This is a genomic window from Candidatus Zixiibacteriota bacterium, from assembly GCA_026397505.1.
Lineage (GTDB): Bacteria > Zixibacteria > MSB-5A5 > GN15 > PGXB01 > JAPLUR01.
Window position 1 is genome coordinate 1 of the sequence record JAPLUR010000069.1, and the last position, 15,107, is coordinate 15,107.

8 protein-coding genes are annotated in these 15,107 nt (G+C 49.0%); 4 read left to right on the forward strand and 4 right to left on the reverse strand.

What is annotated here, in order from left to right; all coding sequences use genetic code 11:
* Positions 1–206: 206 nt before the first annotated feature.
* The 4 genes from NT002_07405 (at position 207) to NT002_07420 (ending at position 7,672) form a co-directional block, all read left to right on the forward strand.
* Positions 207–1,796 carry an AMP-binding protein gene (locus NT002_07405; GenBank protein ID MCX6829097.1) on the forward strand — a complete coding sequence of 530 codons (1,590 nt, stop codon included), beginning with the start codon at positions 207–209 and terminating at the stop codon, positions 1,794–1,796.
* A gap of 27 nt (positions 1,797–1,823) precedes the next feature.
* A complete protein-coding gene (gene nadE, locus NT002_07410) occupies positions 1,824–2,813 on the forward strand; it encodes an NAD(+) synthase (protein MCX6829098.1) in 990 nt (329 codons plus the stop codon).
* 127 nt (positions 2,814–2,940) lie between these two features.
* Positions 2,941–4,446 carry a Wzz/FepE/Etk N-terminal domain-containing protein gene (locus NT002_07415; protein ID MCX6829099.1) on the forward strand — a complete coding sequence of 502 codons (1,506 nt, stop codon included), beginning with the start codon at positions 2,941–2,943 and terminating at the stop codon, positions 4,444–4,446.
* Positions 4,447–4,699: 253 nt separating this feature from the next.
* Complete coding sequence (locus NT002_07420) at positions 4,700–7,672, forward strand: PAS domain S-box protein (protein ID MCX6829100.1); 2,973 nt, start codon at positions 4,700–4,702, stop codon at positions 7,670–7,672.
* A gap of 19 nt (positions 7,673–7,691) precedes the next feature.
* On the opposite strand, the gene NT002_07425 is transcribed toward NT002_07420, so the two are convergent.
* From NT002_07425 to NT002_07440, 4 genes are read right to left on the reverse strand one after another with little or no spacing between them, the layout of a single operon-like run.
* Positions 7,692–9,437, reverse strand: a complete 1,746-nt coding sequence (locus NT002_07425; protein ID MCX6829101.1) for an ABC transporter ATP-binding protein — start codon at positions 9,435–9,437, stop codon at positions 7,692–7,694.
* Positions 9,424–10,872 carry a radical SAM protein gene (locus NT002_07430; protein MCX6829102.1) on the reverse strand — a complete coding sequence of 483 codons (1,449 nt, stop codon included), beginning with the start codon at positions 10,870–10,872 and terminating at the stop codon, positions 9,424–9,426. The genes NT002_07425 and NT002_07430 overlap by 14 nt, the downstream gene beginning before the upstream one ends.
* Complete coding sequence (locus NT002_07435) at positions 10,854–11,969, reverse strand: radical SAM protein (protein MCX6829103.1); 1,116 nt, start codon at positions 11,967–11,969, stop codon at positions 10,854–10,856. The genes NT002_07430 and NT002_07435 overlap by 19 nt, the downstream gene beginning before the upstream one ends.
* A complete protein-coding gene (locus NT002_07440; protein MCX6829104.1) occupies positions 11,969–13,312 on the reverse strand; it encodes an SPASM domain-containing protein in 1,344 nt (447 codons plus the stop codon). Before NT002_07440 ends, NT002_07435 begins: the two co-directional genes overlap by 1 nt.
* Between the last annotated feature and the right edge of the window lie 1,795 nt (positions 13,313–15,107).

Here is a 15,107-nt window from a genome sequence, read left to right on the forward strand (position 1 = left end):
TTGATTCCACCGGAATTCTGGAATTGGCCACTTTCATTGAATCAGAGTATAGCATTACCATCGAAGATAATGAAATGGTGCCGGACAACCTTGATTCCTTAGATTATCTGGCCGGTTTTGTCGCCAGAAAACTTGGTTAACCCGGCGGTCAATTTCCGAGAGTGCAGTACATACCGCCAGGTGCGGGCTTTCACTGAGATTTCCGTATGAAAATATTCGACATGCTCTGCAATAGCGCCGCTGTCTTTCCCGAGCAGACAGCCGCGATTCATTTGGAAAGAAAGATTACTTATCGAGAGCTTCTGGCCGCCACTACCAGATTCGGCGATTTTCTGGCGAGTCTTGGTTACCCGCCCGGCTCGCGTGTGGCTGTCCTTTTTGAGAATTCCATTGAGTATATCGTTTCTTTTTTTGCCGTTTTCAAGGCCGGTTATGTGGCGGTGCCGATAGATACCTCGCTCAATCCGGAAAAGATCTGCTTTATTCTGGCGGATTGCCAAGCTGAGATTCTTCTGTTTCATACCCGATATGAAAGGCAGCTCGGGCGTATCCTGACCCAGAACCCGCCGATTAAGTGGATAATATCCGACAAGCCTCTGCACCTAAAACCGGAGGGAATTGCGACCGCGACTTTCCATGATTTCCTGGGGCAACCTGAGGATTATGCCGCGGCGCGCAATTCGATAGTCAATTTGCCTTCGGACGGCTCTCTCCAATATGATTTGAAAAAGGAATCAATTGCGGCGCCGCATGAACTGGCTGCAATTTTCTATACTTCGGGAAGTACCGGAAGCTCCAAAGGGGTAATGCTGTCACATCGCAATCTCATCTCCAATACTATAGCGACGGTTGAGTATCTGAAATTGAGTCCCCGCGATCGGGTGATGGTCATTTTGCCGTTTTATTATATCTATGGCAATTCGCTTCTTCTCACCCATATTCTGGCCGGGGGGACATTGGTTATTGATAACCGATTTATGTATCCGGAAGTGGTTCTGGATACCATGGAAAAAGAGAAAGTCACCGGTTTCTCGGGAGTCCCGTCCAATTTTATGATCCTGCTTAATAATTCCACTCTGACCGCGCGCGAATTGAAAGATCTGCGGTACTTTACTCAGGCCGGCGGCGCCATGGCTCCGGAGGTAGTCCGCAGGTTGATGAATGCTTTCCCGCAGAAGGAAATTTATGTCATGTATGGCCAGACCGAGGCCGCGCCGCGAGTTTCTTTTCTTCCCCCGGAGCATCTTAAGGAGAAGCTCGGTTCTATCGGGATTCCCGTTCCCGGGGTGAAAATCAGAGTTGTCGACGATAATGGCACCGAGGTCCCGGTCGGCAAAGACGGCGAACTGGCAGTTGCGGGGGATAATGTGATGCTGGGGTACTGGAATCAGCCGGATGAGCAGCGAGAGGTCTTAAGGAACGGCTGGCTTCATACCGGTGACCTGGCCCGCATGGATGAGGACGGATATTTCTACATTGTCGGACGCAGAAAAGAAATCATCAAAGCGGGCGGCAATCGGGTCAGCGCCAAGGAAGTGGAAGAATCCATTCTGGAAAATGACAAGGTGGCCGAAGCGACCGTTTTCGGGGTAAAGGATGATATTCTGGTTGAGGCGATCAAGGCGGTGATTGTGCTGAAGACGGGCGCAACCGCCGATCAAAAGGAAATTCAGAATTTTTGCAAGACCAGGTTGGCCGATTATAAGGTCCCCAAGTATGTCGAATTTGCCGAATCCCTGCCGAAATATCAATCGGGCAAAGTTAACAAATTGCTGCTGATGGGGAAGAGCTCTTAAATTATCTAACGGTTTGAAAGGTACTTTATGAAATTCGCAAAGGATTTACTTCGCATTGACCCTGCCTTTGAGGCGGGGATTGTGAAAGAATTCATGCTCGCTGCAACCAAGGGGATCCCGAAACGTGATGGTATCATTGTCGGCGTCAGCGGCGGGATAGATTCGGCCGTGGTTATTTCTCTGGCGGTGGCTGCGGTCGGCAAGAAAAACGTTATGGCTCTCATCCTTCCCGAAAAGGAATCAAATCCGGTTTCCGCGCGATATGCGAAGAAAATGATTGACCAGCTTGGGGTCGAACACCGGACGATTGAGCTGACGAATGCTGTTGGCGCCTTTGAGGCTTATAGAAATCGGGATGCCGTAATAAAAGAGATTTTTCCCGAATATGATGAAACCTATAAGTTCAATATCTATCTGCCGCAGAATATCCTGGATGTTGATCGTTATAATTTCTATACACTGAGAATCGACAACGGCAAAGGCAACCACAAAGAGAAACGCCTTACCAAGAAACAATTCCTGGCCATTACCTCGGCCGCTAATGTCAAGATACGCTCTCGCATGATCGCCCTTTATTATTGGGGTGAACAGAATAATTATTTGGTGGCCGGGACTACCAATAAAACCGAATTAATTCTGGGGGACTATTGCAAACATGGGGACGGCGGCACCGATGTCGAGGGAATTTCACACCTGTATAAATTGCAGATTTATCAGTTGGGTGAATATTTGAATGTTCCCAGAGAAATAATTGAGCGGACGCCCTCGCCGGATACTTTCAGTCTTCCGGTCTCCGACCAGGATTTCTATTTCTGCCTTCCCTTTGAGATTCTTGATCCTCTTCTTTATACCTGGGAATACAAGGTGGATCTGAAAGAGGTCGCCCGCGAGCTGAATTTAACCGAAGAACAGATCAAGCGGGTCTATAAGGATTTCAACTCTAAGAATTCCTCTACCGAGCATATCCGTCAGCTGCCCAAAGCCCTTGAAAGGGACTGGAGCCAATATAAGAAATAGACTTTCCTCTGAATTCCGGCCAAGGGTCGGAAACCGGATATGGATTTTTTCTTTACATTAGGGGAGGCCTGATTTATTATGAAACCATTGGAATTTTCGGTTTTATAAGGAATCGGACAAAAGGTTGATGGAAACAGAAAGACACAAGAGGACCATCGAGCTGGCCGACATAATGACGGCCGCCTGGAAACGGAAATGGCTTATTGTTATTCCGTTGATTCTCGTCACCGCCCTGACTTACGCCGGCTCCTATCTGATTACTCCGGAATATGAATCATCGGTTATTATCTGGCTGGGAAATCCGGTCCGGCTTTCCGACCAACTGCGTCGCATGGTAGGAGATGCCGGCAACGTTTTGGGAGAGGAGAGACATCGCAGTGAGGAGCTGCGCAGCCTCCAGAACGAGGTTGTCTCGTCGCCATATATTAAGCAGCTTGTCGACAACCTTAAATTGGATCAAGACTCCGAGCTCGATCGAAAGGTCCAGAAAACGCGTGCCTCACGACCCGACCTGCCGGCGGATCAAATCAAATTTGAAATACTTCTGAGTGAATTGCGGGATGATATCAGCGTGAATTTCGCCGGCTGGGAACAGGTCCGCATTTCGGTGCGCTCCCGCTATTCCACCCGGGCCAGGGATATGGCTCAGAATCTGGGGGAGATTCTGATGGCGGAAAAAATGAAACAGGAAATAGGCTCGGTCAGAATGTCCCAGGACTTCACCTACGAACAATTGGCCAAATACGAGAAGGACTTGCAGGATAAGATTGACGAAAAGACCCGCTTTGAAAGAGGTTATTTGGGGATTCAATCGAATAATATGGTCGTTTCCGATTCCAATCAAAAAGCCGTCAATGCGGAAATCGAAAGCATAAGAAGCGATATCGAAGATAAGAAGCGTGAGGAGCGGACTCTTCTGGGAAAGCTCACCGCCGTCCCCATGGACAAATTGGTCGTCACCGAGTCCGCCGAATCGAAGCGGCTGAATGATGATATTCAGAATCTGCTGGGCTCGATCGCCAATCTTCTTCCCAAGTACCGTTGGAATGATCCGGAGATACTCAATTTTAAAACGCGTTTGTATGAGATGTTAGGTGATCTCGAAACCGAAAACAAACGCCTGGTGGAGCAGCAATTCAGCAATTATGATAGACCGACTCGTACTCTTATCGCTCAATTGATTAACATACGCAGCGATCTGGATATTGCTTATGCCAAATCCAACAGCCTCAAATTGGCCCTGTCCGGGTTGGCCGAAAGAATAAGTTCTGTCCCTGAATATCAGGCCAAACTGGATCAGTTGAATAGAGAAATTAATGCCGCCAGGGACCTGCGCGACAGATTCAAAGAGCAGCAGGAAGGTTCTCAGATTTCCCAGGCGCTCCTGCGCGAATCACGCTTTCAGGTGATTGAGCCGGCCAAGGTCCCGCTCGTGCCGTTCAAGCCAAACAGACCGAAACTCCTGATGATGGGTATCGCTCTCGGATTAATGCTCGGCGCCGGGGCCGCCCTGATTGCCGAATTGACCGATAATACCCTCAAGAAAATTGAGGAAATCGAGGATTTTACGGGATACCCTGTTCTTGGGATTATCCCCGAAATATCTGTCCTCAAAAAACTCCCCAAACGCTAAAAATACATATTCTTCGATCTCTCCGAAAAGCTATAGAATTCCTTTGTCCTCCATATCGTCTAATTATATCCCTGAAATTGTCGATAATTAATGAAATGGCATTAGGTGCGCCTGCGCCCGCGGCAGGCCGGGATATTTGACACTTGATTTGTTATGAGAAAAGGGCATGGCGATCCGCCGGCAATACACACGATTTAAAAGGTGGCAGATTGATCCAACGAATTATCTTACAATTTGATATTCCGACGCGCCCATGAAAGTACAGACCCGCCTGAATTTATTGCTGCTTTTTATAGTTGCTCTGTTCTTTGGCGGCTTGATGCTTTCCAAGCATCTTGGAATTGAAAGAGAGACTCTCCTCTGGGAGAAAAAACTGGAGGAGAAACAGACTCTTCTGAAGATAGTCATGGACATGAAGGGGCGCTCCCTTTATACCTTTGCTTATGATTACAGCTATTGGGACGACATGGTGGATTTCGTCGGCACCCGGGATAGCAACTGGGCCAGAGACAATGTTAACAGCAGCCTCTCAACTTATGATGCCTCGATCGCATGGGTTTATCGGCCGGATTTCACTTTGGTTTTTGCCGCACATGATCCACAATTAACAGGATTTGAAACGCTCCCCGTGCCGCCCGAGTCATGTGCCCGATTATTTGCCCAGGAGAAATTTTGCCATTTCTTTGTCAATACTCCCGAGGGAATAATAGAGATACGCGGCGCTCCGATTCAACCGACAAATGATATCCGCAGGGAATCACTAGCTAAGGGGTATTTCTTTGTCGGACGACTCTGGGATCAGAAATATGTTGCCGAGTTGTCGAATCTTACCGAATGTAAAATTGAGCTGTTTCCCGCCGGTGACCGGAAAACCGATGGTGTCACCTATGATCGGGCCAGTGGATTGGTGCAATTTACTCAAACGCTTCCCGGATGGAACGCCGAACCCGCCATCATGATTCAGGCGCAGAATGAATCGGAATCCCTGCTCGAAATGAATCGCAGCTCCGAGCTTCATTTCCGGGTCCTGGTTCTCTTTGCGGCGGCCATTATGATTCTTATCTCACTCCCTCTTATGAGGTGGGTCGGTGCCCCCCTCAATCTGCTTTCACGCAGCCTCTCGACCAAAGACCCCTCGATTCTGGATGATCTGGCCAAAAGCGGAAACGAATTCGGACATATGGCGGAATTAATCACAAAATTCTTCAGGCAGAATGACGAGCTGATGAAAGAGGTCACGGAAAGAAAGCAGGCGGAAATAGCTTTGAGGGAAAACGAGGAATATTTGCGAACCCTGCTTGACTCCATTCGAGCCGGAATCTTCGTAGTCGATGCAGAAACCCATTTGATTGTCGATGCCAACCTGCAGGCTCAAAGGGCTATCGGAATTTCGAAAGAAATGATAGTGGGACGGGAATGCCACGGTTTTATCTGCCCCGCGGAAAAGGGCATGTGCCCGGTAACGGATCTGGGCAAAGAAGTTGACTATTCCGAGCGCGTCATAAGGAAGACCGATGGCACAAAAATCCCGATACTCAAGAGCGTCGTGCCGGTTGTTAGACAGGGGAAAAGATTCCTGATTGAAAGTTTCCTGGATATTACCGAGCGCAAGCAAATCGAGGAATTGCTGCGGCAATCCGAGGAAAAATATCGTCGGCTCATAGACAACATGCTTGACGGCGTTGGCGTGGCCGACCTGGAGGAAAATATCATTTTTGTCAATCCGGCCGCCGCCAATATCACCGGCTACTCGCAGACCGAACTGATTGGAATGAATATGCGCCAGATAGTCATACCCGAAGATATGGCTATGATATACAGGGAGACGGAGAAGAGAAAAAAGCGGGAAGAAAGCAAGTATGAAGTCAACTTCGTCCATAAGAACGGAGAGCGGCGACTGGCTCTCATGTCCGCCAGTCCCTTCATCGGCAGCAACGGTGAGGTGGAAGGAACGCTGGGCGTTTTTGCCGATATCACCGACCTGAAACGGGCCGAATTGGAACGGCAGGAACTCCACACCAAACTCGAACGCGCCCGGAGAATGGAATCGCTGGCCATTCTGGCGGGCGGTGTCGCTCATGACCTGAATAATATTCTGGGGCCACTGGTCGCCTACCCGGAATTGATTGCCTCGAAATTGCCGCCGGAAAGTCCGATTCGTAAGCAGGTTGACATGATGGGCCGGTCGGCGCAGGAGGCCGCCAGTGTCATCCAGGACCTTCTCACCATGGCCCGTCGCGGCAGATACGATATGACACCGACCAGCCTTAACCAGGTTCTTGAGGACTTTATGAATTCGCCCACCTATCTGCGCGCGGCTGAATGGCACCCCGGGGTGCAGGTAGAAAAAAGATTCGACCCTGAGTTGCCGCCCATCAGCGGCTCAGCCACCCATCTCATGAAAGTGATAATGAATCTGATCATCAACGCTTTTGATGCCATGCCTGAGGGAGGCAATCTGGTCATAGAAACAGTCCATGAAAATCTCCACAAACTGATCGGGGGTTTCGACCGCATAGAATCAGGCGATTATGCCTTACTCCGGATCAGAGACACCGGGACCGGCATCGATGCCAACGACATCAGAAAGATTTTTGAACCATATTTTTCCAAGAAGAAAATGGGTACTAGCGGCAGCGGGCTGGGGCTGGCCGTCGTCTATGGTATTGTTAAAGACCATCATGGATATTATGATGTTATATCGCAGGTGGGCAAAGGGACTGAATTCATTCTTTATTTCCCTGCTGTTGAGGCGCCCAAAGATGATAAACCGGTCAGGGAGAAATTATACTCCGGTCATGAGACGGTGCTGGTGGTTGATGACCTCGAAGAGCAGCGGGAAGTGGCGACCCAGCTTCTTTCCAGTCTCGGTTATATCGTTCTCACTGCCGCCGATGGTCACGGGGCAATCAGCCTGATGAAACAGAAAACATTCGACATGGTTGTTCTGGATATGATTCTTGAAAACGATTATGACGGATTAGACACCTATCGCGATATTATCAATATCAAACCCGGTCAAAAGGCCATCATCATGAGCGGCTTTTCTTCCACCGAAAGGGTCGGTGAAATGCAGAAGCTGGGAGCCGGCAGATTTATTCGGAAACCTTATACGCGTGAGGCAATAGGAAGAGCCATCAGAGAGGAACTTGATAAGGGTAAGCCGCCGGATGAATTCCCCAGCACACCTAATCTTAACACAGAGCGGCGTACAATTCCAATTTGAACGATTAAACCGGAAGGGGTCAGGCTTTCAACTGCCTTTTTGCCAGGTCACGATAGAGCGGGGATTCTTCAAGAAGTTCTTCATGTTTTCCCTCATCGACTATTCGGCCGTTATCAATAACCAGAATACGATCGGCATGCTCAACCGTGGATAGTCGATGGGCTATGATGATGGCGGTCTTGTCAATGAGGATATGCTTGAGCGACTCCTGAATCAATGCTTCGGATAGCGAATCCAGCGCCGAGGTGGCTTCATCGAGGATAAGAATGGACGGATTCTTGATAATTGCTCGGGCCAGGCAGATTCGCTGCTTTTCTCCTCCCGAGAGAGTGACGCCCCTTTCGCCCACCATGCTGTTGTAACCGTCATTGAGTGATGCTATGAAGTCATGGATATTGGCCACGCGGGCCGCCTCAATGACCTCCTCCATAGAGGCTCCCGGCTTGGAATAGGAAATATTCTCAAAGATGGTTGTCCGGAATAAGAGCGGATCCTGGTCAACCAGACTCATATTATCGCGCAGCGATTTTATCGAAAGCCTTCTAATATCTATCCCGTCCAGCTTTATGACCCCCGAATCGGGATCATAAAATCTCATAATAAGGTTAATGATGGTCGTCTTCCCTGACCCGGAGGGCCCGACAATGGCCAGCTTCTCTTTGGCTTTGATTTTCAGGTTTAGATCGGAAATATTGAATCCCTCGGCACTATAGCTGAAACCGACTTTTTCAAGGGCAATTTCGCCGGTTGCTTGTTCTATGACAGCCGGTTTTTCATCTTCCGTTATCGAAGGCGGGAGATCCAGATACTCGAAAATTCGATTGACCGAGGCCATGGCTCCCTGTACCTGAAGATTGATCGAGGCCAGATCCTGAATGGGTGAATAAAGATAGGTCAAGAGCATATAGAAGGCCATCAGAGCGCCCAGCTTCATGGTCCCCCCCGCAATCATATAAGTGCCCCACGAGAGAACCACGATCGGGCCGATCATATTTATGAAATGAATCAGATTGATCGAGAGCGAGTTAATGATGCTGTTTTTTATATACAGTCCCGTCAAGCCCTTTAAGACCGTATCGACTTTACCTCTTTCCGAATCCTCCTGACCGAATGCTTTGATGGTCTTAATCGAAAGGAATGCCTCCTGAATGCGGGCCGACAGCTGAGCGAGCGTCTCCTGAAGTCGACGCATGATATTATTCACCTTTTTCCCATAAGCGTGCGACAATAGAATTGTAAGCGGCACCGGAATAACGGCAATCAGGGTCAGGAAAGTATTCACGTTCAAAAGATAGATCATAATGGCCAGAAGCAGAAAGACATTGGTCAAAAACATTAAAAGGGTCGATGTCAGAAGTCCCTGCAGTTGCCCGGCATCGGAAAGGAGACGAGACATCATTTCGCCGACCTGATGCGTTTGAAAGAATTTCAGCGACAGTTTCTCCAGATGAGCAAAAAGCTGAGAGCGAATATCGGCAATAATGTTGGCGCCGACTTTCGCCGCCAGATAGTCCCGCAGATAGGAAAAGAAGATATTGAACAGATAAATGGTGATAAGGAAAGCCCCGAAGAGGACGACTTTCCGCAGATTCCCGCCCTGACCGTGGGCCGCAATCATGGATGGGATCAGGTTGTCAATCAGATACTGAACCGCCACCGGGAGAACCAGAGCCAGGCAAGCCATAATGGCCATGACGAAGAAAGTGATCAGTTCAATCACCCAGTACGGTTTCAGATAATTCCAGAGTCGCCTAATTTTTTTCATGGCTCGGTTCCGATTTCCACTCCAGGTAATATTTTGCTGCGGCGAACCTGAACGCAAGAGGAGTCAAGGCCGCTTTCATCGCATCAGAACGTTCCTCCAGCATTTTTCTCCAGAGATGTCGATCTTCGCCCTGAAGATCGCCCGACGGGTCGCAGTCCATGCTGGCCTCATACTGATCGTCGGTCCCTTTCCACCACTCCGGTTTCAGAAACCGGGTGCCGTATTTTTCTTCATAATATTGCCGATTGACATCCAATTCGCAACCGGGGAAATGCATATAAGCATGGGCAGCCCACATCAAGGAGGTTCCTCTGTATACAAGCTCGCGGTCGATAAAGGCGAAGGTCTCCTCAAGAGTGCGCCGTGTTTCACCCGGATGATTGAAGATGAGATTGGCGCGATGAAGCACCCCTTTTTCGGAAAGAAGATGACTCGTTTCAAGGAAACGATCGAGGAATTTCCGGGGCTGCCTGGTCTTTCTCATTAGTAAAAGGATCTCAGGGGAGCAGCTTTCCACTCCAAATTGAACCTCGACTTTGAGATGGGACAAAAGTTCGATATCTTCGCGGTCAAGATATTCGGGGCGGGTTTCAATGACGACCCAGAATTTGGGCGCGGCCTCGACCAGTCTCTTCAAAAATTCTTTTCTCCAGGCCGATCTCAGGCCGAAGCAGGCATCGGCGGCGGCCACGCCCATCGGCTTGAACCGCTCTCCCACCAGCAACATTTCCTCGACTGCCATTTCCGGAGAAAAGGCTCGCCATTTGCGTTCTTTCAATGGCTCCATACAGAAAGAGCAGCCAAACGGACACCCCCGCGAATGAAACAGGTACACATTAGTCAACCCCTGGGGAAACTCCGCGCGAAAGAAATCATCGACGAGATTCCAATCGATCCTAATGAACTCCTCCGCCGGAAAAAGAGGGGCCTCAATTATTTGAGTTTCCGAGGGGCGGTCGGCGACCTTAAATCCCTCGGCAATCTCTTTCAGCGGCAGTTCCCCCTCGCCACAGATGACATAATCGATGACATTATCCGGGGTGACAAATTCACGGGGGCGGGCGGAAGCATGATAACCACCCACTACAATCAGCTTGTCGGGAAAAAGCTCCCGACAGATTCGGGCGGTGGCCAGTGTGGCCTGATAGGAGAGACTTGTCCAGCAAGAGAGAGCCAGAATGTCGAAACGGCGGTCGGTCAGAATTTCTCTCACCTTACGTTCGTACCGTCTAATCTGAACGGAACTGTTGGCTCTCCCGATGGTTATCTCAAAATCGGCATATTCAACCGGAAAGAATTGCCCGAGATAAGACGCCACCAGTAATTGTGACGTCTTCATCTCGACTCTTTCCATCCAGGCTGGATAATAGAAACAGGATGGATATGCTATCAGTATCGCCGGGAAGTCTTTTCTCTTCAGTGCGTTTTGTCCCACTCGGCTTCCTGGGCGCTGATTTCATCAAGGAGTTTGGTGATAATCTCCGGGTCCTCGCCGGTTATGCCCTGTTTTTTCTCCATGCGATAGATGCAGAAAGGATTATCCGCCCGACGACCTGAAGCTGAAACGGAAGTTGTGGTGCAGCCGCCTCGGCAGAGAGGAAGGTATTTACACTCACGGCATTCGCCGTCGGCCGTTTCGCGTGTGAACTGACGGTTGTAGGCGAAGGCGCCCGGACGGTTCCAGATTTCGGTGAAAGAGGAGTCACGGATATTCCCCTCGACATACTGCTCCGGCATCGATAAACACCCTTTTACCGCTCCGTTTGACTCAATTCCGGCCACCAACGTTCCGGCATAACAGCCGAAATATGGATAATCATCATTCAGCTTGGCGCCCTTGCATCCATAATAACCGATATTCTCGCCGACATCGACCACCATATCCTTCTGCGTTCTCAAGTCCAGCAGTTTATCAATCAGTTTGGGATAATTATCCAGAGACATGATGAGGTCTTTATGCTGCTGCATCCGCCCGGTATTGGTTGTCAGCTGGATGCGCCAAAGCTTGCAGCCGGCATCCTGCAGTATGAGTTTGATATCATCCAGTTCGTTCAGGTTTATATTAGAAACCTGTGTCACGGCGCAGAAGCGTATATTACCGTTATCGGCCATCATGCGCATGGCGTCAAAGGCCTTTTGCCAGCTGTCATCGCGTTGCCTGATGAAATTGTGGGTCTTTTCGGTCCCGTCAAAACTGACGCCGATATCGCTGAATTTCAGCCGTGCAAAATCCTCAACCACTTCTGCTGTCACGGCCAGACCATTCGTGATAAGATATGACTTGGCGCCCCGGTCTTTTATTCTCTGTGCCAGCAGTTTCCAATCCTCTCTTAACAACGGCTCTCCGCCGGAAAGAGTGATCTCTTCACATCCCAGACCGGTCAGTTCATCTATAAGGTTTAAAGCCTCTTCCGCCGTCAACTCATCCGGGCGTCTCTTACCCGCGGATGTGCCGCAATGAAGGCATCGCATATTGCAGGCAAAGGTAACCTCCCAGATAACGACTTTCGGAAAAATTTTGAATTCGCTCATTATTGCTCCTTTCTGGCAGATGCAACTTGCTGTTGTCTCGAGCGTGCTATTATTTCAAGCATCGGCTGCAGATTATGTTTCCAGGTGTCACACATTTTTTCTTTGGGAAGATCGCGATCGGCGCGACGCGAAGGGCAGCCCCCCATGCAGACCGGCAAAATGCCGCACTCGCTGCATGATTCATCCATAAACGGATCGAATTCGAAAAGGCTGACGAAATTGGGATGCTGATAGTCGATTTCATCCCGGATATTGCCCATAGCTTTGGCAGGATCCCCTACATAATTATAACATCGGCAGAGATTTCCTTCATGGTCAATCACAAAGGAATTTACATTTTGAGCCATGCAGAAAGTGACCGATGGTTGCGGTAGTTTGTCTATTCTAAAGCCTTTATCCAGCAAAAGGCGATAAAAGTCAATCTCAACCCTGGAAAAGTCGGCGGCATCATAGCAGCTCTCGGAAATATTGGAGCATACCTTGGTTGAAGCTTCCAGTTGCCCGAAATAGAGACCGATGCGCTCGCGAATACCGGCTTTGGTCAATTCGTCCAGAAGCTCGGCGATAACATCTATGGTAAAGCTACGATCGACATTGACCCGGATACCGACACCGATCTTCGTCGAGGCGTAAACAAGGTTTTTGATAATGGTGTCAAAACTCTCCTGACCATTCTTAAGCGGTCGTTTCAGATTGTGGAAGCGGGCGGGGCCATCCAGAGTCACCTGTATTTGTTTAACGCCTAATTGGGTCAGTTTGTCGACATTTTCCTTATTCAACAGATATCCGTTGGAGATCATCGAGGCGTTATATTCGAATTTATATTCCTTGCCGAGGTCCCGGAAAGATTCGGTCAAATCCTCGATTATGTCTAAGGCCAGCAGCGGCTCGCCGCCATACCAGGCAATATCGAGTTGGGTCAACCCTTTTGCTTTTTTCTCCACGAAATTAAGGAGTGATTCAATTATTTCGGCCGACATCCGGCCTTTCTTATTCCCCTCATAGCAATAAGGGCAGGCCATGTTGCAGGCCATGGTTGGGGCGAGGGTCAGCCCCAGCGATGACTGGTCATAGCGGGCCAGATTGTGCTGGAACCTGATGGTATTCCATTCATCCCTGTCACCGGCGTCCACAAAGGAGCCGTATTTCAACTGCTTGATGAGTTCCTGTTCCTCCGGACTGAATTCGGGCTCGGCCGCGGCCGACAGCTTGTCGGCTATTTTGTGATAAAGAGTGTAGTTTTCGGAGGTCATCAGGGCTACCGCTCCCGAGCGAGCGTTGTAAGCGATATGATAGCCGTCCTCCCATGGTTGAAAATGATTATATCGAGACAGCTTCCACATAGGATTTTTCTTTCATCTCATAGTTCAAACATGGAGAGGTGTTAGCCCCCTCTCCATGCCGGATTTCACAATGAATTCCTTGAGGCATATGCGGATAGTCCTCTCCGGAGAATTTTTCCACACGGCTTTTTTCCTTTGCCTTACCAATCCACTCGGATGGCCGTCAGATCAGGGTACGGCAGAGAATAGGGCAGAGCCTTTCCCCGCAGGACCAGAGTGACGGACATCTGTTTTTCGTTGCTGAAACAGGTTCAATGAGGAAAATCATTCTAACCTCACCAAAGTTTAACGTTACACATTTCAGCAAGGGCAGCCCGCTCCTGTTGGTACAGGAGAAATAGGCCCGGTATTGGATCGGTCAGCCTTGCCTCTTCTTCCTAAATCGTATCAGGTGGTACGCCGTAGCAGGGTTTAATCCCGCAATAGGTCTTACAGCCCAGTAAGGGGCATACCTCTTTGGAATTAACCCGGGGTTCAACAAGATAAGTCATCCTTGTTACTCCTGTTGTTAAGGTTAGTAGGTAATCCGGGCCAGGGGAGGAGCAGTCCTCCTCTTGTCCGGCGTGCATCTTATATACTGCCTGATTGTCCCCGGGCCATTTCCAGACGGCCCGGGGCAAACCAGTAATCCCAGTGAATTTACCCGAAAATTACTCCGGTACTATGACAACACCATAGCAGGGCTTTATCCCGCAAAAACTGGTGCATCCTTTCAAAACGCAAGGTCCTTTGACGACCGTCGGTTCAATCAGATAGGTCATAATTTCACCTCATAGTTAAGCCGATTACTCTAAATTTCAATCGGCGGTACGCCATAGCAGGGATAAACTACCCCTTTGCAGAGCTTGCCGCTACAGAGAAACGGGCAGACCTGCTTTACAGCATTCGGATCAACCAAGTAAATCATTCTTTCACCTCCTCAGGGTGTTTTGGGTTATGAAATATAGTTATCAGGAACAGGCCATCGGCTTTGACGCCATTAGCAAGGATGGCTCCCGCGGAAGCGGGAACCACCCGAATCGAATCTAAAAGGGTCAGTAACCGACCCATTCCTTACTTAATTTCCCCGAGACTTCAGATAGGAATGCCGTATAAAGGCTGCACGAAATCAAGCGGGCATTTTGCCCCGCAATACGTAGTGCAGAATATCTTGCACCCTTTCTTTGCATCCGTCATCAAGTCGACTGGATTAATTAGATAGATCATTCTAATCCTCCTCAGGATCTAAAGGTTTAGCAGGGAATAATCTCTTATGGCCCAATGCCATAGAGAGGCTTAACACCGCAGAAGACAACTGAGCAGATCTTCTTCGGGCAAGCGCTTCTGCCGCCTTCAATCGGCTGAATAAGGTAAACCATCTTTACCTCCTTCAAATTTTGCTGTTTTGTGCCCTTATGATTATTCCGGCACGCCATAAAGAGGCTTGGCACCACAGAATCTTGAACCGCAGAGTATCAAACATAGAGTGGCACAAACCTTCTTTGTGCAAGCACCCTTGTTCTGCTCAACAGGGTTGACAAGATAGATCATCAACTACCTCCATTGATTAAGGGTTTAATGGTCTTGTAGCATAGGACATGAAGCAAGACATATTTCAGATAGCGAATTTTCCTCGCCAATGAACTTCCCGGCCGTACTTCCAGAAAAGACCACCCTCCAAATGCAAATTAACCACCGGCAGAAAAATAATGATTTAGCAAAAGCAATGCAACCAAAAATGAACATCAAAGCATCCAGCATGCTCAAAACCAGATAAATGTGCTCTCATATTAAATGAAAATCTTTTTCGCACTTA

What these genes read in the sequence shown, in the direction of transcription:
- NT002_07425 (MCX6829101.1), bottom strand. Translation starts at nt 9,437, where the DNA reads ATGAAAAAAATTAGGCGACTCTGGAATTATCTGAAACCGTACTGGGTG.
- NT002_07435 (MCX6829103.1), bottom strand. Translation starts at nt 11,969, where the DNA reads ATGAGCGAATTCAAAATTTTTCCGAAAGTCGTTATCTGGGAGGTTACC.
- NT002_07405 (MCX6829097.1), top strand. Translation starts at nt 207, where the DNA reads ATGAAAATATTCGACATGCTCTGCAATAGCGCCGCTGTCTTTCCCGAG.
- NT002_07420 (MCX6829100.1), top strand. Translation starts at nt 4,700, where the DNA reads ATGAAAGTACAGACCCGCCTGAATTTATTGCTGCTTTTTATAGTTGCT.
- NT002_07440 (MCX6829104.1), bottom strand. Translation starts at nt 13,312, where the DNA reads ATGTGGAAGCTGTCTCGATATAATCATTTTCAACCATGGGAGGACGGC.
- nadE (MCX6829098.1), top strand. Translation starts at nt 1,824, where the DNA reads ATGAAATTCGCAAAGGATTTACTTCGCATTGACCCTGCCTTTGAGGCG.
- NT002_07415 (MCX6829099.1), top strand. Translation starts at nt 2,941, where the DNA reads ATGGAAACAGAAAGACACAAGAGGACCATCGAGCTGGCCGACATAATG.